Here is a 21,085-nt window from a genome sequence, read left to right as displayed (position 1 = left end):
TAACATGTTAAGAATAATCTTAAGCGGTTGTCATGGCAAAATGGGCCAGGCATTACAACGCCTGATTGCAGTCAAAGAAGGATTAACCGTAGTCGCTGGTGTAGACAAGCAACCAGAATTGCCAAGTGATTTTCCGGTTTACACTTTTTTATCGGAAGTGAAAGAAGCAGCCGATGTCGTTATTGACTTCTCACATTTTAGTGCAGTTGAGCGCTTGTTAACTGATTGTAAAGCTAAAAACTTACCAGTAGTAGTAGCAACAACGGGTTTGGATGAGCATTTAAAAAACTGTTTACAAGAGGCAAGTGAAGTCATTCCTGTCTTTTATTCAGCCAATATGTCTTTAGGGATTAATGTCTTGATTAAGGCCTTGCAAGCGGTGACGCCAATTCTTGAAGAAGATTTTGATATTGAAATGATTGAAAAACATCACAATCAAAAAAAGGATGCGCCAAGTGGAACCGCCTTGTTATTGGCTGATAGTATTAATGCAGTCTGTCAGGAAAAGAAAAGCTATGTGTATGACCGTACACCAAAAGATGAGGCCAGAGCAACCAGCGAACTAGGTATTTCGGTGGTCCGTGGGGGAACCATTCCTGGCGAACATATCGTCATTTATGCTGGGGAAGATGAAATTTTAGAATTTAAGCATACTGCTTTATCTAGAAATATCTTTGCTAAAGGGGCGCTGCAGGCCGCTGTCTTTTTAGCCAAGCAGCCAGCTGGTCAATATCAAATGGCTGATTTAGTCAATGCCAATAATCTTGAGTAAATAAAAAATAGATGAAAGGAAAAGAAGTGAAATGTCAGAATTACAATTTACCGATCCTTATGCATTAGCAAAATATATTAAAGATGCGACGAAACAAACACCTGTAAAAGCTTATGTCCAAGGTGATTTAAGTGGTGTAACCAGTGAAGAAGTGAAAATTTTTGGTGAAGGCAATTTTCACTTTGTTATTGGCGATGCTAAAAAGGTTCAGGCCTTTTTAGCTGAGCACCAAGAAAAAATTACCGATAGCTATCTAGAAAATGATCGTCGCAATTCAGCAGTGCCTTTATTAGATTTAACCAAAGTCGATGCAAGAATTGAACCAGGTGCCTTTATTCGTGACCAAGCCGTTATTGGCAAAAATGCGGTCGTAATGATGGGCGCGGTCATTAATATTGGGGCTGTGGTTGGCGAGGAAACCATGATTGATATGGGGGCAATTTTAGGTGCACGAGCAACGGTAGGTAAACGCGCGCATATTGGTGCCGGTGCGGTGTTAGCTGGTGTATTAGAACCACCTTCAGCAACGCCTGTTATTGTAGAAGATGATGTTTTAGTCGGTGCGAATGCAGTCGTTTTAGAAGGTGTGCGCATCGGGCAAGGAGCTGTGGTTGCGGCTGGCGCTGTGGTTACAGAGGATGTTCCTGCCGGTGCCGTGGTTGCAGGTAGCCCAGCGAAAATCATCAAAATGAAGGATGAAAAAACCATCGCAAAAACAGAATTTTTAGATGATTTGCGTAAATAACTAGTAGTTTCTTTTAGCCAAGTAGCGCTTGTTAGTAAAAAGGGGTTATCTTAAATAAGTAGCCAATGCAAAAATTTTACTGGCAAGTGGCTTACTTGGCTTTTTTGCTTAGCAAGATTATGTTAAGATAGAGCTTAGCTGAGGTTTTTGCTTTTCAAAAAGGCGAAAAATCAGTATGATAAAAGTATTAAAGATGTAAAGGAGAATTCAATGTCAACATTACCTCATTGTCCAATTTGTCAATCAAGCTATACTTACGAAGATCGCGGGCTTTTTGTTTGCCCTGAATGTGGTCATGAATGGTCAGGAGAAGTAAGTGAAGAAGCAGGCGGTTTAGTCGTTAAGGATGCAAATGGCAATATTCTACAAGATGGCGATGCTGTTACTGTAATCAAGGATTTAAAAGTAAAAGGAGCGAGTGGTTCCATTAAACAAGGAACTAAGGTGAAAAATATTCGCTTAGTTGAAGGCGATCACAATATCGATTGTAAGGTCGATGGTTTCGGTCCAATGAAATTAAAATCAGAATTTGTTAAAAAGCTTTAAAAATTTTTCAAAAGATCGATATATTTTTTTCATGTTTGTTTGTTAAATTGAATTAGTAAAGGAGTGAGATTTGAATGTACGGTATGTATCCAATGGGTTTCTTTTTTGATCCAACTTTTATTTTAGTGATTATCGGGATGGTACTTTCAATGGCAGCTTCTGGCTATGTCAATAGTACTTTCCGCAAATATGATCAAGTGTTAAGCAAAAAACATATTACCGGTACACAAGCGGCCCAGTATATTTTACAAAATCAAGGAATTCATAATGTAGGCGTGCAAGGCATTGCTGGTGATTTAACGGATAATTATAATTCGCATAACAAGATGCTCAGCCTATCGCAAGCAACAGCGCAATCCACTTCGGTTGCAGCAATCGGTGTGGCGGCTCACGAATGTGGTCATGCAGTGCAAGATGCGAAAAATTATTTTCCATTACGCTTAAGAGCAAGCATTGTCCCGTTGGCTAATATTGGTTCAACCATGTCGATTCCATTGATTTTAATTGGGGTATTAATGCGTGGTCAATTTTTAATTAATCTTGGGTTAATTGCTTTTTCGTTAGCTTTTATCTTTCAATTGGTGACCTTACCCGTTGAATTTGATGCGTCAAGAAGAGCCCTACGCATTTTAGCGGAAGGTGGTCTTTTAGATGAAGAAGAATTACCAATGGCACGCAAGGTACTAACCGCAGCGGCTTTAACTTATGTTGCGGCAGCCGTAAGTACCCTATTACAATTATTAAGGCTAATTATTTTATTCGGCGGGAATCGTCGAGATGAGTAAATTGAAACCAAGGAAGTTTTTCCTTGGTTTTTTTGACAAATGAAAAAAATTGTCAGGGATAGAAGGGTTCATCAATGAAAATGTTTTCTATTTATGTTATCATAAATGTATGATAATTAAAGGAGCTGATTTGTATGAAAACTTCAACTAAAATCGCTATCGGCTTGAGTACGACTTTAGTGGCTGGTGTCGTTACTTCTGTTATTGTTGCTGATAAAATTATGACTAAAGTAAAAAAAGTGTCCAACCGTAAAAAAGTGAAACGCTTTGTTGATGATAAGCTAAATGGTAATGCGGTATTATCTGATATGGTTGATCGCTTAAGTGATAAAGATATCGAATCTTTAGTAAATATTGGTCGCAAAATTGAAGAAGGCCAACAACAAGTTGCTGCATATGGTGCTAGCGTGAAAAAAGCAACGAATGGTGCTAAAACTAAAGTCAGCCAAGTTGTTCAACAATTAAAGAAATAAACTGAATAAAAAAGAGAATGACTGTAAACAGGAAACTAAACAGTGATTCTCTTTTTTTGAGAGAATATTTAGGGGGAAAAATGGAAAAGACGAGTCAGTTAACGCAAGCAGAAAAAAATTTTTTTATGCGTGAAGCCCTTCAAGAAGCCTTGCTAGCCAGAGAAAAAGCAGAAGTTCCCATCGGTGCGGTGGTGGTATTAGATGGACAAATCATTGGCCGTGGTCATAATTTAAGAGAAACCTTACAACAGGCCACTGCACATGCCGAAATATTTGCCATTCAAGAAGCGTGTGAAAAAGTTGGCAGCTGGCGCTTAGAGCGTAGTCAGCTTTTTGTCACTCTAGAGCCTTGTGTAATGTGTAGTGGGGCGATTCAATTAGCTAGAGTGGATGAAATTTACTATGGCGCAACCGATCCTAAAGGCGGTGCTGCCGGTTCTTTATTAAATATTGCGACAGATACCCGTTTTAATCATTGGAGCTATGTAGAATCAGGAATTTTAGCGGATGAATGCAGCCAATTACTATCTAGTTTTTTTAAAGAATTAAGAAATAAGAAAAAGAAACAAAAAAATGCTAGCAATTTAATTTAAAATATTATATAATAATATTTGCCGCAAGGCTAGGACAATGGGAAGCTTGTGAAGCGTGTCAGGTCTGGAAGGAAGCAGCACTAAGCATGTCTTTCCATGTGTCTGATTATAAGAGTGTTGATAAGTTGAGAGTGATCTCAGCTTTTTTTATTTTATCATAAATGTTTCATTTTATTTTTAAGCGTTTGTGATATAATAAATCGTCTTAGCGTTTACTTACGCTAGGTGAAAAGAATTAGGATTTGGAAGGATGTCGATGATGAAAGGGAAGAATCTAACCCTGAATTACAGTTTGTTACAAGGTAGTTATTGGATGAGTTATTGTGCCTTGTATAGTTTTGCTACGGTCTATCTGATTTCAAAAGGCTTCAATAGTGCCGTAATTGGGATGATTGTAGCAGGCAGCAACATTTTAAGTAGCTTCTTACAGCCTTATGTAAGTACCATTGCTGATCAAACCAAGCGATTAACGATTCGCCAGATTATTTTAATGGTCGTGGCCTGTTTAGCGCTATTTTTAATGGCGTTAGTCTTTGTTCCAAGCAACTTGCTTTTAGTTGGTTTGCTCTTTACAGTTGCCAATATTTTACTACAAGTTTTACAACCATTAATCAATGCACTTAGCTTTTATTATATTGGTCATGGTGCAAAAATTGATTTTGGGCTAGCTAGAGGAACTGGTTCATTAGCATTTGCTATTTTATCAAGTATTTTAGGTTATTTATTAACTAAGTTCCAGAGTTGGGTTATTCCTTTTAGTAGTTTTGTTTGCATTGCAATTATTGCTTTATTAATGCTAAGTTTTCCAGCTATTAAGAAATTAAGCCAAGAGAAAAGTCTAAATGAGGCTGAAAATCAAGCGACAACATCTAGTGGTTCTTTTGCTTATTTCTTTAAAGAATATCCAAGTTTTTGTTTTGTCTTAGTTGGTAGTGTTTGTCTATTTATCTACCATAATATGTTTAATAGCTACTTAATTAAAGTGGTAGAATACTTACATGGTAACTCGCAAAATCTAGGAACGACGATGTCATTAGCTGCTATGGTGGAGATTCCAACAATGTTTTTATTCTCCAAAATTGTCAAACGATTTGACAGTCATAAGCTGTTAATTTTCTCAAGTATCATTTTTACGGTGAAGGCTGCAGTGACGATTTTTGCGATGAATATTCCGATGCTTTATGCTACCCAAATTTTCCAAATGGGTGCTTTTGCTTTGTTTACACCAGCCTCAGTTTATTACACCAACCAAATGATGAAACCGCAAGATCAATTTAAAGGTCAGGCCTATCTCACGATGAGTATTACGATTGGTGGGGTAGTCGGTAGTTTATTAGGTGGCTTTATTTTGGAATATAGCAATGTTATCGTTATGCAAATTGTTTGTGCGATTATTTCATTGATTGGTACATTTTTTGTAGTAAAATTCGCCAAAGCGATTAAAGCTTAATTAAAGATGAATTATGCGAATGAAAAGCTTCTTATTGGATTAACTAATAAGAAGCTTTTTTTGTTGGTTATTTTTTATAAAATAAAGCTTGTAATTAAGTAGGAAGTCTTCTATGATAAGAAGGTGCATTCTAATCAAGTATCATACTTGGACTGGTTCGGAAACTTCCCAGGTTAAAAAACTAAGAATCTCTATTTTAAAGGAGGTAGGAAAAATGCATGAAGTGATTATTGACTGTGATCCAGGAATTGATGATTGTCTAGCTTTACTCTATGCCTTAAAATCACCTCATTTACAGGTGAAAGCAATTTGTGTGGTTTGTGGAAATGTGCCAACTAAAATCGGTGTTCGCAATGTTTTTCACTGCCTAGCTAAGTGTAATCGATTGGACATCCCTGTTTATGTGGGGGCTGACCAACCTTTAGTGGTTGATTTCACTAGTGCACAGGATACACATGGTATGGATGGTTTAGGTGAAAGTCAATTAGCTAGTGATGTGGTGGATATGCCTATCCAATCAGAAACAGCACCAGCTTTTTATGCTAGAATTTTTGCCCAACCAACCCAGCTTTCGGTGATTGCTTTAGGACCACTCACTAATATTGCTTTGGCCTTAGAGTTAAATCCTTCAATCGGTAGCAATATGCAACGCTTTGTCAGCATGGGTGGCGCTTATTTGAGTCATGGTAATTGTTCGCCAGTTGCTGAGTACAATTATTGGTGTGATCCGCATGCAGCTAGAGCTGTTTATCAAAATTTAAATCAAACAATTGAAATGGTTGGTTTAGATGTCACTAGAGAGATTGTCTTTACGCCAAATTTATTAAGCTATTGCCAATATGTTCAGCCGGAAATGGGGACATATCTAGCTAGACTAGTACAATTTTATTTCGATTTTCATTGGCAGCAAGAGCATATTCTAGGCTGTGTAATTAATGATCCACTAGCTGTAGCGTATTTTATTCAACCGCAATTATGTGAAGGCTTCACCACTTTTGTAGATGTGGAGACACAAGGGATTGCTAGAGGACAGACCTTAGTAGATCGCCACCATTTTTGGCAAAAAAAAGCGAATGCTAAAGTTTTGACCAAAGTTTTGCCAGATCAGTTTTTTATCCAATTTTTATCCGTTCTATTAGATGCACCCGCTTCAGTGATTGCTGAAGATTTAAAATTATGGAAGATAGGATGAGGATAAATGCGACGTTTTTCAGTAAAAATTTTAGCTTTTTTGGCAGTTGGAGTTGCCTTAAATTATGTAGGCGCGAATATTGCGCTTTTCTTACGTTTACCTGTTTATTTAGATAGTATTGGTACCATTTTTTGTGCCTTTTTACTTGGTCCGCTTTATGGGATGTTGACAGGTTTAGCTAGTGGTCTATTAAGTGGGATTACCACAGATTTGTTCTCCTTGTATTATATTCCAGTAGCAATGTGTACAGGATTAGCTGCCGGCTGGGTTTACTCACGGTTCCAACGGGTATTTCAGGTGCCTTTACAAGCCTTAGTCATTATGATACCAGGTACGATTCTCTCTTCTTTGATTACTTATTTCTTATTCGGAGGAATTACTTCATCAGGTTCAAGTATCATCGTACAAATGATTTATGGACTAGGTTTGAGCAAATTTACTAGCGTTATTTTGGTACAGATTGTAACAGATTATTGTGATCGCTTATTAGCTGTTATTGTTGCAACCTTAGTATTGACGGCATTACCAAAGCGATTAAAACAAACATTCAATAAACAAGCATTCATTCATAAATCATAGATGTTTACTCAGCAGTGGCAGATGTCCTGCTGAGTTTTTTTGGTTTGCGTTTTCGCTAGATTGCAGTAAGATAAATTTATCAACGAAAGGAATGAGTGGCTTAATGGAAAAAATACATTTTTTACATACCAATGATATTCATTCACATTTAGAAAATTGGCCAACCATTCAAGCGTTTTTAACTAAGCGTAAGCAGCAGCTTAAAGCAGAAAATGAGACAGTTTTAACGATTGATGTCGGTGATTTTTGTGATCGCTGGCATCCTTTAACTGACGCAAGTGCTGGCTTAGCGAATACTGAATTATTAAATGCGGCCAGTTATGATCTAGTAACGATAGGCAATAATGAAGGCCTTGGGTTTAGCCAAGAACAATTAAATCAGCTTTATCAACAGGCAAATTTTAAAGTGATTTTGACCAATCTTTTTGATCAAAAGACGAAAAAACGACCTACCTGGTGTGTGGATCATTTCATTATACAAACAAAGATGCAGACTAGGATTGCTTTTATCGGTTTGACTGCGGCTTTTGAAGCTGGTTATGCTGCCAACGGATGGTTGATTCAAGATCCTTTAGAGTGTCTTGCTGCTTGTTTACCAGCAATCAAAACGCAGGCAGAGGTAATTGTTTTAATTAGTCATTTAGGCGTTAGTTTGGATCAGAAAATTGCGCAGCGTTATCCAGAGATTGGGGTAATTATTGGCGGACATACGCATCATTTATTCGCCAATGGCAAGCTGGTAGGGCAGACCTTGTTGACTGCAGCTGAAAAATATGGTCATTTTATTGGTGAAATTACCTTAACTATTGAAAATAAACAAATAAAAGCTAAAAAAGCTGTAACCTATGATGTTGCAGCGCTGTTGCAGCCTGCTGAAAATGAGTTAAAATCAAAAGAGTTATTTGCCGTTGGTCAAGAATTGTTGGCCCAACAAACGCTGGCTAAGCTGCCATTTGATTTATCGATGGAACCGTTCAATCAACCAGCCTTTTCAATGATTGATGCGATACAGGAATGTTTAAAAAGTGTACGAGATTGTGAGGTTGTTTTATTTAATACTGGGTTAGTTTGTAAAGAATTGAAGGCAGGAATGGTGAATAAATATGATTTGCACCAATGCCTACCTCATTTAATGCATCTGGTCAGCATTGAGCTAAGTGGTGAGAATTTAGTTCGTTTAGCTGGTGAGATTCATAAAAATAAGGGCTTTTTATTATACTATCATCCTAGGGGCTTGGGCTTTAGAGGGTCAGAATTTGGCAGGATTATCAGTAATGATTTAAGTTATGATCCGTTAAGTCAACAAGGCTTTTTGCAAGGGGAAAAAATCGATTTGTCTAAAAAATATACCATTGTTACTTTAGATTATTTGGTCTATCTGCCTTTTTTCCCGACCTTAGAGCTAACTGGCAAAATTGAATTAATCTATCCTAAATTATTACGTGAATATTTTGGTGCCTATTTGGCTAAAAAATATCCGGTGAAATGAGTTTTCAGGAAGTTTACCAAACTTTACATACACAATCACTAAAAAACAAGGTATAATCAAAGCTAGGTGATGAAAAATATGGAAAAACAACAAGAGACAACAACTCAACTTGAAGATAGTCAAACACTAGCGGCAGCTATTGAAGCTGAAACCAAGAATAGTGAGCTTACAAAAGGGGAGCTAGTGACAAGAATTGCTGAAAATGAATATATGATTGGTAATCGCCAATATGTGTTAGTTGCGAATCATCGTGATGGTTTTGATGCGCAAAAATTAGGCGAGCGCTATAGCGATGTGTTAGCTCGTTATGATTATATCGTTGGCGACTGGGGCTATGATCAATTGCGTTTAAAAGGCTTTTTTGATGTAGACAATAAAAAAGCACTGCCTGAACAGCGTATTGATACCCTAGAAGATTATTTATATGAATATTGTAATTTTGGTTGTGCTTATTTTGTTATTCAACGTGTAGGGACTAAAAAAGAAAAGGCTCAGCATCGTAAAAATAAAAAGAAAAATAATTATAGTCAAAATGCTTATATCGATGAAAAGACTGAAGTAGTCAAAAATAAGAAAAAAATCAAGCCTACAATAAAAAATCGTAAGGTAACAGCGCCAAAAAATGAAAAAATCAAAGAAGAACAAGCCACAGATAAAAAAGGCTTTGTGATTAGAAAAAGGGAGGAAGCATGAGCTACAAAGGTTATTTAATTGATTTAGATGGCACGATTTATCGAGGAAAAGAATTAATTCCTGCGGGAAAACGTTTTGTTGAGACGTTACAAGAAAAAAATCTTCCCTTTTTATTTGTAACCAATAATACAACTAAAAGTCCGCAAACCGTTCAACAGCGTTTGGCCAATGAATTTTCCATTTTTGTTGATAGCCAAACCATTTATACAGCGACACTTGCTACGATTGATTTTATGAACGAAAAGGCTTTGGGAAAAAAAGTATTTGTCATTGGGGAAGCTGGGTTGATTGATTTAATTTTGGCAGCAGGCTATGTTTGGGAGGAAGAAAATCCAGATTATGTGGTGGTTGGTCTAGATAGTCAAGTTACCTATGAAAAATTTGTTCAAGCAACGTTAGCTATCCAAAAAGGTGCTTTTTTCATCGGTACCAATCCGGATAAAAATATCCCAACAGAGCGTGGATTAATGCCAGGAGCAGGCTCTTTAATTGCTTTAATCGAGACTGCAACCCAAAAAAAAGCGACTTATATCGGCAAGCCTGAAGCCATCATTATGGAAAAAGCCTTAGCACGTATTGGGCTAAAAAAAGAAGATGTGATCATGGTAGGCGACAACTACGAGACGGATATTAAATCAGGCATCAATAATGGGATTGATACGTTGCTAGTTTTAACCGGTTTTACTAAAAAAGAAGATGTTGACTCCTTACCGGTTGCGCCAACTTTTGTCTTAAATGAGTTGGATGAATGGACGTTTGAGTGATGAAGCTAAAATTATATCCATACTTTGAAGGGGTAATGCTTGCACTGGTATTATTGACCATTCTAAGCTTCTGTATTGCTTTTACGATTAATTTTACGCCACTTTATGCTTGGAATGTTGAAAAATATCAGCTTGCCCAAATAGCCAATCTATCAACGAAAGAATTGTTAGCCAATTACAATCAGCTTTTGGCTTACTTAAACTTTCCTTGGCAAACCAAGCTAGTCTTACCGGATTTTCCGATGTCATCTTCAGGTTTAAAGCATTTTTATGAGGTGAAACGATTATTTCTTCTCGATTATATTGTTTTCATTCTAGGGCTTGTGCCAAGTATCTTGTATTTAAAAAAATTGTGGCAAAAACGCCAATTATGGAAATTCCTTCAACCGATTCAACTCCTTTTAGCCAGCTTAGTTATTTTATGCGTGCTGATGCTTTTTGGATTTGATCAATTTTTTGTTTATTTCCATCAAATTTTATTTAGAAACAGCGACTGGTTATTTGATCCAGCGACTGATCCAATTATCAATGTACTGACTGAGCAATTTTTTATGCAATGCTTTTTGCTATTCTTTCTCCTACTATTGATTAGTTTAGCTATATTGTATACAATAGGCAGAAAACAATTAAAAGAAAAATAAAGAGGTGTTCCTTTTGGTTGATTTAACAAAGAAATTTAATCCCCAGGTTGGCAAAATTGCCGTATCTTTAATTCGTCAGTTTGATGAGCGAGTTTCATCTATTCCTGATATTTTAAAATTAACTTTAGGTGAGCCTGATTTTACGACACCTGAGCATGTGAAACATTCAGGAATGCAGGCGATCACAGACAATCACACGCATTATACGGGCATGTCTGGCTTAGCTGATGTTCGTCAAGCGGCGAGTGCTTTTTTAAAACAAAAGTATCAGGTTGAATATAACTGGGAAAATGAAATTTTAGTCACAGTTGGTGCAACTGAGGCCATTTCAGCAGCTTTACTTTCTATGTTAGTTCCAGGTGATGAAGTCTTATTGCCAGCTCCAATTTATCCAGGCTATGAACCGGTGATTACTCTAGCTGGTGCAACACCTGTTTATATGGATACTAGCGATAATGGCTTTGTCTTATCGCCAGAAACCTTAGAACAAGCCTTGATTCAACACCAAGACAAGGTAAAGGCTGTGATTTTAAATTATCCAAGTAATCCAACTGGAGTGACTTATACACGTGAAGAAGTAAAGGCCTTAGCCGAGGTTTTAAAGAAGTATGAAGTATTTGTTATTAGTGATGAAATTTACAGCGAGCTAACCTATGATGGCACACATGTTTCGATTGCTGAATATTTAAGAGAACAAACGATTTTAATCAATGGTTTATCTAAATCGCATGCGATGACTGGTTGGCGAATCGGCTTTATCTGTGCGCCTTATGAATTAACGAAAGAAATGATTAAGGTGCATCAATATTTAGTAACTGCCGCTTCAACCATCTCACAAAAAGCTGCGGTTGAAGCCTTAGTAGCAGGGATTAATGATGCAGATGAAATGAAGGTCGAATACCAAAAACGTCGTGATTTCTTATTTGAAAAAATGTCAGCGTTAGGCTTTGAAATTGCTCGACCATCTGGTGCTTTTTATATTTTTGCCAAAATTCCAGCTGGCTTAAACCAAGATTCTTTTGAGTTTTGTGTCGATTTAGCGCAAAAACAACAATTAGCGATTATTCCAGGGATTGCTTTTGGTAAAGAGGCAGAGGGTTATGTTCGTTTAAGCTACGCTGCAAGTATGGAAAAACTAACCGAAGCGATGCAACGCTTAGAAAAATATGTTGCTAACGAAAAAGCCTAAGTTCGCTTGTCGTCTTGTCAATCAGCCTACTTTGATGATCAAAGTGGGTTGATTTTTTTTGTTTGAATGATTGGAAAAGCTTGATTTATTGGTCGCAATTTCCAATTGTATCATGCTAAAATATAGAAAAAGTAGTCGAGGTGAGCTAGATGAAGTCTTTTTGGAATCGATTGAATATCTATTTTAAGCAACATCCGTATCAAGAGGTGCTTCTTCCTGCTTTAGTGGGCTCGATCCTTGGTATTACCATCGAATTTCTTTTACATGGCGATTTTTTAATTGAGAATATTTGGTTCGTACTTTTCATTAATCTTGTCCTTTTGTACAAAGTGTATCGCAAGCAAAAGAAAATAAAAGCTAAGAAAAAATAAGGATTGGTTTATTTACTTAACCTTTACAATCTATGAGAAACTTTTACATAGAATCCATTAAGTTTTTACATCCAATTGTTATGATAATCCTGTAAGAGCTAAGCAAAGCTAACTACAAAAAATAAAAAATTGAGCATTATTAAAGAGGAGCGAAATTTTAAATGAAAAAATTAGCAGCAGTTTTACTTTTATCAGGATTATTTTTAGCCGGATGCGGCAGTAATAAAGGAGCAGAATCAAGCACGGCTAAAAGTGATGAGCAAGTGAGCATTGTGGCAGTAGGTTCAACTGCTTTACAACCATTAGTCGAATCAGCCCAAGAGCAATTTGTTGCTAAAAATGCGAATTATCAAATTACCGTGCAAGGTGGCGGTTCAGGTACAGGGTTAAGCCAAGTAATGAATGGTTCTGTACAAATTGGTAACTCTGATGTGTTTGCCGAAGAAAAAGATGGAATCGATGCAAGTAAATTAGTCGATCATCAAGTGGCTGTTGTTGGTATGGCACCTGTGGTTAACCCTAATGTTGGTGTGAAAGATGTGACTCAGGCCCAACTGATTGATATTTTTACTGGTAAAGTGACAAATTGGCAAGAACTTGGTGGGAAAGATCAAGAAATCGTGGTAGTCAACCGAGCAGCAGGCTCAGGTACTCGTGCAACCTTTGAAAAATGGGGCTTAAATGGAGCAACGACTATCCAAGCCCAAGAACAAGATTCTTCAGGTACTGTGAAAAAGATTGTCTCAACAACTCCTGGTGCAATTAGCTACCTAGCATTATCTTATATTGATGATAGCTTGCAAGCTTTATCAGTTGATGGGGTTGAACCAACTGCTGAAAACATTGAAACAAATGATTGGAAAATCTGGTCATATGAACACATGTATACAAATGGTAAGCCAAACAAACAATTAAAAGCTTTCTTAGATTACATGGTTTCTGATGAGGTCCAAGATTCTTTAGTAAAAGACTTAGGTTATCTACCAATTACTAAAATGCAAGTACAACGCAGTGCAGACGGCATTGTGACACCAATAAAATAAGTGTAAATCTCCCTTTTAGCCTATCTGTTTAACAGATAGGTTTTTTTGAGGATAAAAAAGATTGATTTTTCATGGCTAACTAGTTTAAAAAACTAGTAACTACTGGTTGAAAAATCAATCTTTTAAAATTCTATCGTTTCAAATAAGGAATGGTGATGATAAAGGTAGCGCCTTTGCCAAGCTGACTTTTAATGGCGACTGTGCCGCCTAATTTTTCAGTATAATCTTTGACAATTGCTAAGCCTAAGCCAGTCCCACCAGAATGGCGGGCTCTAGCTTTATCCACTCGATAGAAGCGTTCAAAAATACGCTCGTGTTCTTTTGGATCGATACCTAATCCATTGTCTTTCACTATGAATTGATAATGGTTTTCTTGTAGGCACCACTGAATTTGAATTTGGCTGTTTAATGGTGCATATTGAATCGCATTTTCAATGAGATTTTTACAAATAGGCTGTAACAATTCTTTTTTTGTTAGCACCTTTAAATTTGATTGAGCAACAAAGTCAATTTGCAAATGCTTATTTTGAATACTTTCTTGATAGTTAGTTAAAATCTGCTGACAAAGCAAGCTTAAATCAACCTCTTGTGATTCATATGCAAACAATTCGTTCGTTTTTGAGAGCTGTATGATTTCTTGAATTAAGGCTTGTAAACGTAAGGCATCTTTTTGCATAATTTGTAAAAATTGCTCGGTAAGTTCTGGATCATCTTTCGCACCATCTAATAAGGTTTCGGTAAAACCAATTAAAGAGGTGACTGGTGTTTTTAATTCGTGTGAAACGTTGCTGACAAAGTCTTTTTGCATTGTTTCTAAGTGCCGAATTTTGGTTAAATCATAGCTGACACCTAGAATTTGATGATCCTCAGTAAAAAAGCGAACGGAAATATCAAGACGACGTTTCGTCTGGGCTGTGGTGATTTCTTGATGAATAAAGCCCTGTGTTTGATGGACTTGATAGATCATTTGAATCAGCTGAGGATCATTAATAACTTTGGCAAAGGCTTGATTTTCCTTGATAGGTGGGACTAAGCCAAGTTGCTCGCACATCGCATGATTCATCAAACGTAAATTTCCATCTGCTTGAATCATAAAAATACCAATCGTCAATTCCTTTAGCAAAGCTTGAAATTGTTCTTCGGTATCGGTATATGCCTGATAGGTATCTCTTAAGGTTTCGTTTAGCTGGTTAATTAATTGATATAGCTCAGAACCATATTTAGAATCGGTTAGAATCAGTTCGGTTTGATTGGGCTGCTTGGTCATTTTACGCAAAATCGGTAGAATGGTTTGGATGGGTTGGTTTCTTTTTAGAATAATTCTGAGTAAAAACAGTGTAATCAAGCCGTACATGATGAGATAGACCAAAAAGATGGAATGCTTCATCCCTTTAGCCTGCTGAATAAACAGGCTAGTCGGTTCAGCAATTCGTAAAATCATTGAAAGCTGTTGATTTTCCTTAATGGGTACTGTGACATAGATTAATTCTTTTTTTAAGGTTTGGCTGTAGCGAATGGCCTGAGCAGTAGTGTTACCATCCATAATCGCTTTAACCTCAGGGCGTGTGGTACGTAAATCATTGATTAATTGTTCATTAAAAGTATCATAGATAATCTTACCGTTTTTAGCATCGATTAAGGTAATCCGCTCATTAGCTGATTGTACATAGTCATCACTAAGTGCGATTAATTGCTCTTTTTGACCATCAGCGATACGGATTAGCGTTTGTGCTTGTTGCTTTAGATAATTCGCTTGCTGTAAAGTGACTTGTTGATTATAAAAATAACTAATCACCTGCCAGCTAAGTAAATAGAGAGCTAATAAGCCGATTGCCCATAAGATGAATTCATGCTCTTTTATTTTTTTCATTTGCTAGGCTCCTGAAATTTATAGCCAAAACCACGGACGGTGACCAGATATTCAGGATGTTTAGGATCTTTTTCAATTTTCTCCCGTAAATGACTAATATGCACATCGACAATCCTTGTCTGCCCATCAAAATCAAATTGCCAAATTCGATCGAGCAAGGTATCTCGACTGATGACCCGATCTTTTCTTTGCATAAAATAAACCAGCAATTCAAATTCTTTTGGGGTCAAGGTAATTAATTTTTGCTTAACAAACACTTGGTAGTTCGCTAAATCTGCCGTAATATCTCCAATTTGTAATTTTTCAGTCTGATTGATATCAAGTGTATGCGTGCTTACAGTTGGCACTTCAACAGGCTCCATTCGTCTAAAAATCGCCTTCATTCTGGCTAAGACTTCACGTGGACTAAAAGGTTTTGTTAGATAGTCATCGGCACCGATTTCTAAGCCTAAAATTCGATCAATCGGATCATCTTTAGCGGTCAAAATTAAAATCGGGGTTTTTTTCTTTTCTTGACGCAATTTTTTCGTGATATCCATCCCATCTAAGCCTGGCAGCATAATATCAAGAATAATAAAATCAAATGTTTCATTTAAGGCTAATTTAAGTGCTTCGTTTCCATCATCAGCTAAGATGACCTCATAGCCTTCTTTTTGTAGATTAAAACGTAATAAGGTTTGAATAGACGGTTCATCGTCAACTACTAATACCCGTTTCATAACTTCTCCTTTATTATTTACATTCTCCGTTTTATTTTAACATGAATTTATCATCAGGACTATTGTAATTACTTAATCAATGATATAATGTAAAAGACTTTACGTAGAAGGGAAAATCATCTTGATGATAGGCATTAGTGCATGTTTAGGTGGCATTTGCTGTCGGTATGATGGTAAAATGCAAAAGGTCAACCTGCTAGAAGAATTACTTGAAGCAGAAAAAGCTGTTTTAATTTGCCCAGAAGTGCTGGGAAACTTGCCAATTCCTAGAGTGCCAGCAGAAATTATTGGTGGCGATGGCTTTGCTGTTTGGCAAGGAAAAGCTAAAGTGATTAATCGAGACGGTGAAGATGTGACGGAAGCTTTTAAGCAAGGAGCCAAGCTTGCTTATCAAAAATTAAAAGCACAAAATATCCAGATAGTCATTTTAAAAGAACGTAGCCCTTCATGTGGCAAGTCGATGATTTACGATGGTAGCTTTTCTGGCGTAAAGGTTAAAGGCTATGGTGTGGCAGCCGCATATTTTTCTATGCAGAAAATTCAGGTTTATTCTGAAGAAGAAGTACCGGAATTAAAAAGACAAGGGGTGCTTTAATTGGAAATTGAAAAAACCAATCGCATGAATGCGTTGTTTGAATTTTATTCAACGCTTTTAACTGAAAAGCAGATGAATTATATGGAGCTTTATTATGCGGATGATTTTTCATTAGGTGAGATTGCTGAGGAATTTGAAGTCAGTCGTCAAGCGGTCTATGATAATATTAAGCGGACTGAAAAAATTTTAGAGGACTATGAAAAAAAACTCCATATGTATTCTGATTATATGGTTCGTCGGCAGATTTTTAGCCAACTACAAGCATATCTTGATGAGAAATATCCACAAGATGAAACCTTACGTAGTTTTATGACTGAATTACAAGAAATTGATGAATAAAGAAAGGATTATTGATAAATGGCATTTGAAAGTTTAACCAAACGATTACAAGATGCGATGGGTAAATTACGTCGCAAGGGTAAAGTAACCGAAGCGGATGTAAAAGAAATGATGCGCGAGATTCGTCTGGCTTTATTAGAGGCCGACGTAAACTTACAAGTAGTAAAGGAATTTACTAAAAACGTTCGTGAACGCGCCGTTGGAGTAGAGGTTTTAGAAAGCTTATCACCAGCACAACAGGTAGTAAAGATTGTTGATGAAGAGCTAACGAAGATGTTAGGTGCTGAAACTGTTGAATTAAATAAATCACCAAAAATTCCAACAGTTATCATGATGGTTGGTTTACAAGGGGCTGGTAAAACGACTTTTACCGGTAAGCTAGCGAATCATTTAATCAAAAATGAAAAAGCACGTCCCTTGCTTATTGCCGGTGACGTTTATCGACCAGCTGCGATTGATCAGTTAAAAGTTTTAGGTGAACAGTTAAATGTACCAGTCTTTGATATGGGGACCAATGTTAGTCCGGTTGAAATTGTTCGTCAAGGGATGGCTTTGGCACATGAGAAGAAAAATGACTATGTCTTAATCGATACGGCTGGTCGTTTACACATCGATGAAACCTTGATGGATGAGTTAAAACAAATCAAAGAAATCGCTCAACCTAATGAAATTCTTTTGGTTGTCGATGCAATGACCGGTCAAGATGCGGTGACAGTCGCTGATAGCTTCAATCAACAACTAGGAATTACCGGGGTGATTATTACTAAGCTAGATGGGGATACTCGTGGGGGAGCTGCCCTATCGATTCGTTCGGTCACAGGTGCGCCGATTAAATTTACCGGTACTGGTGAAAAATTAACCGATCTTGAAGTATTCCATCCAGATCGTATGTCTAGTCGAATTCTAGGCATGGGGGATCTATTAACCTTAATTGAAAAAGCGCAGCAAGATTATGATGAGAAAAAAGCAGAAGAGCTTGCGCGCAAGATGAAGGAAAATAGCTTTGACTTTAATGATTTTATTGAGCAGCTTGACCAAGTTATGAGCATGGGGCCATTAGAAGATTTGATGAAGATGATTCCAGGAATGAGCCAAATGCCGGGAATCGAAAATATTAAGGTTGATCCAAAACAAATTGCTAGACAAAGAGCCATTGTGATGTCGATGACCCCAGAAGAACGCGAAAATCCTGATTTGTTAAACCCAAGTCGTCGTCGAAGAATCGCGGCTGGTTCAGGAAATAGCGTGGTGGAAGTTAACCGCATGATCAAGCAATTCAAAGAGTCTCAAAAAATGATGCAGCAGATGACGAATGGCAACTTTAATATTCCAGGTATGGATCAAATGTTTGGTGGCGGCATCAAAGGAAAGCTTGGTAAAATGGCGATGAATCGCATGATTAAAAAGAATAAAAAGAAAAAGAAAAAACGTAAATAAATGAATGGCACTCCACTATTTGGCTAGATAGTGGAGTGAATTTTTGCTTTGCATTGAGAATGGTTATCAGTTAAAATGAGATTATATTGTCAGAAAAGGAGTTTTTTTATGCAGCAATTAAAAATACAGCATTTAATTTCGACAGGGATTTATACGGCATTATATTTTATGATTATGGCCCTATGTCTTTTGGTCTTACGTTTTACGATTCCAGGCTTTCATAATCTGATGATTCCAGGTGTAACGGCTTTGTTTACCGGTCTTATTTATTTGATTTTAATTGCTAAAGTTCAACGCTTTGGTGCTATTACGATTATGGGAAGTGTGATTGGCTTACTATTTTTAATGACGGGGCATTTTCCATTGGCATTTTTACCTAATATTATCGCCGCGCTTTTAGCAGATGTAATTCAATTTAAGACGGCCTTACCAATTAAATTAAAGACGATGCTTAGCTATACGATTTTTAGCTATGGGTTAGTCGGGCCTATTTTACCCCTTTGGTTTATGCGTCAGGCATATATCGATGCTTTGATTGCTAGAGGAAAGGATCAAGCCTATATTCATTTTGTTTTTGAACATGTGACCAAGCAGATGTTTGTAGTTAGCCTAGTGGCGACTTTCATCGGTAGCATCGTAGGGATGCTGATTGCCTTTGGATTGTATCAAAAGCATTTTGCCGCACGTTTTGGTCGAATCTATGAATAAAAAACATTTAGCAATTGATCCTAGAGTTAGTTTAGTGTATTTATTGTTTGCTAGCTTGTTGCTGATTTTTCCTTTTGATTTTAGGATCCAAACCGCTTTTTTAGTGACGGTTTTTATCATGCTATTATTTGTTGGTAAATACAGACAATTTATCGTTTATTTGGTGCTTGTTTGCCTTTTTAAAGTAGATTGGCTAGTAGGGAATACCTGGCTACAAGTGCTTTTAGATTTTTTAGCGATAGGTCTTGCTCGCTTGCTTCCATTATTAATGACGATGAGCTTGGCGATGAATTTAAAATCAATTGGCCAATGGCAGGCTGCATTAGCTAAAATGAAGGTACCACAGTTTATTTTGATTCCATTAATCGTCTGTATTCGCTTTATCCCCACACTTATCATTGAAGGCAAGCAAATTTGGCAATCGTTGAAATATCGTGGATTAGCGCCAAATAAACGGAGTGTCCTTTTTCATCCTTGGCGTTTTTTTGAATATTTTATTATTCCTTTACTTTCCTCTAGTGAACAAGTGATTATGGATTTATCTAGTAGCAGTTTGCTAAGAGGCATTCAAAGCACGCATCAAAAGACTAGCATTTATCCCTTGCAATTACGTCTAGCGGATTATCTTTGGTTTGGAATCGTGCTTGGTTTATTAGGAGGACAATTATGGATGCGTTGATTGATTTAAAGCATCTTCATTATCAGACTGTTAGTGAAGAAACCTTATTAACAGATATTGCCTTTAAGCTTTATCCCGGTGAGTGTGTCTTACTTTGTGGAAAAAGCGGTAGTGGCAAAACAACGCTATTAAACATCTTGACTGGTTTAATTCCTGAATTATTTGAAGGAAAGCTCCGAGGAGAAGGACAGTTATTTGATCAACCGTTTCCACTAACTGATTTTCAAAGTCATGCAGCTAAAATCGGTCGTGTCTTTCAAAATCCAAAATCACAGTTTTTCACGAGTGAGGTTTTAAGTGAGTTAGCCTTTAAAATGGAAAATTTTGGTTTTTCTCGTGAGGAAATGCAAGAAAAAATCAAAGCGTCTGCTAGTTTTTTTCAAATTGACGAATTATTGGCGCATTCTTTGTACCAATTATCAGGAGGGCAAAAGCAGAAAGTCGCGCTAGCAAGCAGTCTATTACCAGAATGTAAAATCTTATTTTTAGATGAAGTGACCAGTAATCTAGATCAGCAGGCAATTGAGCAATTAAAGCAGACCTTACAACAATTAAAACAAGCTGGAGTAGCCGTTGTCTTAATCGAGCATCGTTTAGACTATTGTCTTGAGTTATTAGATCGTATTTATGTTTTAGAAAAGGGGAAGTTAAAGCAAGAGCTATCAGCATCAGAATTAAAAGCTTTGTCAGGCACTCAATTATTATCCTTTGGTTTACGTCACTTAAAAGAGCCTACTGCTTTAGGGACAATGCCAGCAATCGCTCAAGCTGCAAGTGTTCATCTGCAAATTGAAAAGCTACAATTTGCCTATCATAAGCAAAAACAGCCGCAGCTATCCATTGAATCACTGGCTTTAAATAATCAGCAAATCATTGGACTAATTGGTGAAAATGGAGCCGGTAAATCTACGTTTATTCAATTATTAACGGGATTGTTAAAGCCTAAAAGTGGACATATCCTTTTAAATAATCAAGCCATGAAACCCAAAGATTTACTAGCGCAGAGCTTCTTGGTTCGCCAAGAGGTAAGTCTGCAATTGTTTTTTGAAACGGTGGAAAAAGAGCTAACTTTTCAAGCCAAGCGCCTAGATTACTTTGAGGATATTGTGCAGGCTTTGTCTCTTCAAGCATTATTATCACGTCATCCCCAAAGCTTGTCTGGTGGGGAAAAACAACGAGTAGCCATTGCTAGTGCCATTCTTTCAGGAAAAACCTGTTTATTTTTTGATGAGCCAACTAGCGGATTAGATGCGATACAGATGCAACAAGTCAGTCAACAGCTAAGATATCTCCAACAAAAGTATCCCGTTTTAATTGTGATTATCAGTCATGACCAACCCTTTTTAGCTCAGGTCTGTGATGAGATAATTGAATTATCAGCAGGGCAAATTAAAATAGCTGAATAAAGTAAAC

General features: G+C 37.0%; 23 protein-coding genes, 1 other RNA gene and 1 riboswitch. Of the genes, 22 read left to right on the top strand and 2 right to left on the bottom strand.

Annotated elements, in window-relative coordinates; genetic code table 11:
* Positions 1-4: 4 nt before the first annotated feature.
* From dapB to RK02_RS05320, 16 genes are all read left to right on the top strand, one after another.
* On the top strand, positions 5-772 hold the full coding sequence (gene dapB / locus RK02_RS05395; protein ID WP_016183236.1) for a 4-hydroxy-tetrahydrodipicolinate reductase: 768 nt from the start codon (positions 5-7) through the stop codon (positions 770-772).
* Positions 773-803: 31 nt separating this feature from the next.
* Positions 804-1,517, top strand: coding sequence for a 2,3,4,5-tetrahydropyridine-2,6-dicarboxylate N-acetyltransferase (gene dapD / locus RK02_RS05390; RefSeq protein WP_016183235.1), 714 nt, complete (start codon positions 804-806; stop codon positions 1,515-1,517).
* Positions 1,518-1,727: 210 nt separating this feature from the next.
* Positions 1,728-2,063: a zinc ribbon domain-containing protein YjdM gene (locus tag RK02_RS05385; RefSeq protein WP_016183234.1), complete on the top strand. Its 336-nt coding sequence runs from the start codon at positions 1,728-1,730 to the stop codon at positions 2,061-2,063.
* A gap of 74 nt (positions 2,064-2,137) precedes the next feature.
* The gene (locus RK02_RS05380) at positions 2,138-2,848 is read left to right on the top strand and encodes a zinc metallopeptidase (protein ID WP_016183233.1); all 711 of its coding nucleotides are present in this window, start codon (positions 2,138-2,140) and stop codon (positions 2,846-2,848) included.
* A 134-nt stretch (positions 2,849-2,982) separates the two neighbouring features.
* Complete coding sequence (locus RK02_RS05375) at positions 2,983-3,321, top strand: hypothetical protein (protein WP_016183232.1); 339 nt, start codon at positions 2,983-2,985, stop codon at positions 3,319-3,321.
* 80 nt (positions 3,322-3,401) lie between these two features.
* The gene (tadA, locus tag RK02_RS05370; RefSeq protein ID WP_016183231.1) at positions 3,402-3,914 is read left to right on the top strand and encodes a tRNA adenosine(34) deaminase TadA; all 513 of its coding nucleotides are present in this window, start codon (positions 3,402-3,404) and stop codon (positions 3,912-3,914) included.
* A gap of 27 nt (positions 3,915-3,941) precedes the next feature.
* Positions 3,942-4,026, top strand: an RNA gene (ffs, locus tag RK02_RS12115) — signal recognition particle sRNA small type.
* Positions 4,027-4,170: 144 nt separating this feature from the next.
* Positions 4,171-5,364 (top strand): MFS transporter, encoded by a 1,194-nt coding sequence (locus tag RK02_RS05365; RefSeq protein WP_016183230.1) that lies wholly within the window; start codon positions 4,171-4,173, stop codon positions 5,362-5,364.
* 146 nt (positions 5,365-5,510) lie between these two features.
* Positions 5,511-5,555: riboswitch (PreQ1 riboswitch) on the top strand.
* Positions 5,556-5,578: 23 nt separating this feature from the next.
* Positions 5,579-6,556, top strand: a complete 978-nt coding sequence (locus RK02_RS05360; RefSeq protein ID WP_018451631.1) for a nucleoside hydrolase — start codon at positions 5,579-5,581, stop codon at positions 6,554-6,556.
* Positions 6,557-6,562: 6 nt separating this feature from the next.
* Complete coding sequence (locus RK02_RS05355) at positions 6,563-7,135, top strand: ECF transporter S component (RefSeq protein ID WP_016183228.1); 573 nt, start codon at positions 6,563-6,565, stop codon at positions 7,133-7,135.
* 103 nt (positions 7,136-7,238) lie between these two features.
* Positions 7,239-8,624 (top strand): bifunctional metallophosphatase/5'-nucleotidase, encoded by a 1,386-nt coding sequence (locus RK02_RS05350; protein WP_016183227.1) that lies wholly within the window; start codon positions 7,239-7,241, stop codon positions 8,622-8,624.
* A gap of 78 nt (positions 8,625-8,702) precedes the next feature.
* Entirely contained in the window at positions 8,703-9,317 is a 615-nt protein-coding gene (locus tag RK02_RS05345; protein ID WP_016183226.1) for a YutD family protein, read from the top strand.
* Positions 9,314-10,081, top strand: coding sequence for a TIGR01457 family HAD-type hydrolase (locus RK02_RS05340; protein WP_016183225.1), 768 nt, complete (start codon positions 9,314-9,316; stop codon positions 10,079-10,081). Before RK02_RS05345 ends, RK02_RS05340 begins: the two co-directional genes overlap by 4 nt.
* Positions 10,081-10,722, top strand: a complete 642-nt coding sequence (locus RK02_RS05335) for a TIGR01906 family membrane protein (RefSeq protein WP_016183224.1) — start codon at positions 10,081-10,083, stop codon at positions 10,720-10,722. The genes RK02_RS05340 and RK02_RS05335 overlap by 1 nt, the downstream gene beginning before the upstream one ends.
* Before the next feature lie 13 nt (positions 10,723-10,735).
* Positions 10,736-11,911: a pyridoxal phosphate-dependent aminotransferase gene (locus tag RK02_RS05330; RefSeq protein WP_016183223.1), complete on the top strand. Its 1,176-nt coding sequence runs from the start codon at positions 10,736-10,738 to the stop codon at positions 11,909-11,911.
* A gap of 532 nt (positions 11,912-12,443) precedes the next feature.
* A complete protein-coding gene (locus tag RK02_RS05320; RefSeq protein ID WP_016183221.1) occupies positions 12,444-13,325 on the top strand; it encodes a phosphate ABC transporter substrate-binding protein PstS family protein in 882 nt (293 codons plus the stop codon).
* Positions 13,326-13,455: 130 nt separating this feature from the next.
* Here the strand turns inward: RK02_RS05320 and RK02_RS05315 are convergent, their stop codons facing one another.
* Both RK02_RS05315 and RK02_RS05310 read right to left on the bottom strand, forming a co-directional pair.
* The gene (locus RK02_RS05315) at positions 13,456-15,195 is read right to left on the bottom strand and encodes an ATP-binding protein (RefSeq protein WP_016183220.1); all 1,740 of its coding nucleotides are present in this window, start codon (positions 15,193-15,195) and stop codon (positions 13,456-13,458) included.
* A complete protein-coding gene (locus RK02_RS05310; protein WP_016183219.1) occupies positions 15,192-15,914 on the bottom strand; it encodes a response regulator transcription factor in 723 nt (240 codons plus the stop codon). The genes RK02_RS05315 and RK02_RS05310 overlap by 4 nt, the downstream gene beginning before the upstream one ends.
* A gap of 124 nt (positions 15,915-16,038) precedes the next feature.
* Here RK02_RS05310 and RK02_RS05305 point away from each other — a divergent pair, with 124 nt between their 5' ends.
* The 6 genes from RK02_RS05305 (at position 16,039) to RK02_RS05280 (ending at position 21,078) form a co-directional block, all read left to right on the top strand.
* Positions 16,039-16,509 (top strand): 2-thiouracil desulfurase family protein, encoded by a 471-nt coding sequence (locus tag RK02_RS05305; protein ID WP_026231334.1) that lies wholly within the window; start codon positions 16,039-16,041, stop codon positions 16,507-16,509.
* Positions 16,510-16,848 (top strand): putative DNA-binding protein, encoded by a 339-nt coding sequence (locus RK02_RS05300; RefSeq protein ID WP_016183217.1) that lies wholly within the window; start codon positions 16,510-16,512, stop codon positions 16,846-16,848.
* 18 nt (positions 16,849-16,866) lie between these two features.
* Positions 16,867-18,285, top strand: a complete 1,419-nt coding sequence (ffh, locus tag RK02_RS05295) for a signal recognition particle protein (protein ID WP_016183216.1) — start codon at positions 16,867-16,869, stop codon at positions 18,283-18,285.
* A 108-nt stretch (positions 18,286-18,393) separates the two neighbouring features.
* The gene (locus tag RK02_RS05290) at positions 18,394-18,993 is read left to right on the top strand and encodes an MptD family putative ECF transporter S component (protein WP_016183215.1); all 600 of its coding nucleotides are present in this window, start codon (positions 18,394-18,396) and stop codon (positions 18,991-18,993) included.
* A complete protein-coding gene (locus RK02_RS05285) occupies positions 18,986-19,672 on the top strand; it encodes an energy-coupling factor transporter transmembrane component T (RefSeq protein ID WP_018451633.1) in 687 nt (228 codons plus the stop codon). Before RK02_RS05290 ends, RK02_RS05285 begins: the two co-directional genes overlap by 8 nt.
* Positions 19,660-21,078 carry an ABC transporter ATP-binding protein gene (locus tag RK02_RS05280; protein ID WP_016183213.1) on the top strand — a complete coding sequence of 473 codons (1,419 nt, stop codon included), beginning with the start codon at positions 19,660-19,662 and terminating at the stop codon, positions 21,076-21,078. The genes RK02_RS05285 and RK02_RS05280 overlap by 13 nt, the downstream gene beginning before the upstream one ends.
* Positions 21,079-21,085: the final 7 nt, after the last annotated feature.

The organism is Enterococcus columbae DSM 7374 = ATCC 51263 (assembly GCF_000406925.1).
In the GTDB taxonomy this organism is placed as follows: Bacteria; Bacillota; Bacilli; order Lactobacillales; family Enterococcaceae; genus Enterococcus_E; species Enterococcus_E columbae.
Note: the sequence above shows the minus strand (reverse complement) of the source record. Positions and strands in the feature narration are given on the sequence as shown.

Excerpts from the sequence above, each read along its gene's own strand:
- RK02_RS05345 (WP_016183226.1), top strand. The coding sequence starts at position 8,703 with ATGGAAAAACAACAAGAGACAACAACTCAACTTGAAGATAGTCAAACA.
- RK02_RS05365 (WP_016183230.1), top strand. The coding sequence starts at position 4,171 with ATGATGAAAGGGAAGAATCTAACCCTGAATTACAGTTTGTTACAAGGT.
- RK02_RS05285 (WP_018451633.1), top strand. The coding sequence starts at position 18,986 with ATGAATAAAAAACATTTAGCAATTGATCCTAGAGTTAGTTTAGTGTAT.
- RK02_RS05340 (WP_016183225.1), top strand. The coding sequence starts at position 9,314 with ATGAGCTACAAAGGTTATTTAATTGATTTAGATGGCACGATTTATCGA.
- RK02_RS05385 (WP_016183234.1), top strand. The coding sequence starts at position 1,728 with ATGTCAACATTACCTCATTGTCCAATTTGTCAATCAAGCTATACTTAC.
- RK02_RS05315 (WP_016183220.1), bottom strand. The coding sequence starts at position 15,195 with ATGAAAAAAATAAAAGAGCATGAATTCATCTTATGGGCAATCGGCTTA.
- RK02_RS05320 (WP_016183221.1), top strand. The coding sequence starts at position 12,444 with ATGAAAAAATTAGCAGCAGTTTTACTTTTATCAGGATTATTTTTAGCC.
- RK02_RS05350 (WP_016183227.1), top strand. The coding sequence starts at position 7,239 with ATGGAAAAAATACATTTTTTACATACCAATGATATTCATTCACATTTA.
- RK02_RS05380 (WP_016183233.1), top strand. The coding sequence starts at position 2,138 with ATGTACGGTATGTATCCAATGGGTTTCTTTTTTGATCCAACTTTTATT.
- RK02_RS05310 (WP_016183219.1), bottom strand. The coding sequence starts at position 15,914 with ATGAAACGGGTATTAGTAGTTGACGATGAACCGTCTATTCAAACCTTA.
- RK02_RS05335 (WP_016183224.1), top strand. The coding sequence starts at position 10,081 with ATGAAGCTAAAATTATATCCATACTTTGAAGGGGTAATGCTTGCACTG.
- RK02_RS05305 (WP_026231334.1), top strand. The coding sequence starts at position 16,039 with ATGATAGGCATTAGTGCATGTTTAGGTGGCATTTGCTGTCGGTATGAT.
- tadA (WP_016183231.1), top strand. The coding sequence starts at position 3,402 with ATGGAAAAGACGAGTCAGTTAACGCAAGCAGAAAAAAATTTTTTTATG.
- ffh (WP_016183216.1), top strand. The coding sequence starts at position 16,867 with ATGGCATTTGAAAGTTTAACCAAACGATTACAAGATGCGATGGGTAAA.
- dapD (WP_016183235.1), top strand. The coding sequence starts at position 804 with ATGTCAGAATTACAATTTACCGATCCTTATGCATTAGCAAAATATATT.
- dapB (WP_016183236.1), top strand. The coding sequence starts at position 5 with ATGTTAAGAATAATCTTAAGCGGTTGTCATGGCAAAATGGGCCAGGCA.
- RK02_RS05360 (WP_018451631.1), top strand. The coding sequence starts at position 5,579 with ATGCATGAAGTGATTATTGACTGTGATCCAGGAATTGATGATTGTCTA.
- RK02_RS05290 (WP_016183215.1), top strand. The coding sequence starts at position 18,394 with ATGCAGCAATTAAAAATACAGCATTTAATTTCGACAGGGATTTATACG.
- RK02_RS05280 (WP_016183213.1), top strand. The coding sequence starts at position 19,660 with ATGGATGCGTTGATTGATTTAAAGCATCTTCATTATCAGACTGTTAGT.
- RK02_RS05375 (WP_016183232.1), top strand. The coding sequence starts at position 2,983 with ATGAAAACTTCAACTAAAATCGCTATCGGCTTGAGTACGACTTTAGTG.
- RK02_RS05355 (WP_016183228.1), top strand. The coding sequence starts at position 6,563 with ATGCGACGTTTTTCAGTAAAAATTTTAGCTTTTTTGGCAGTTGGAGTT.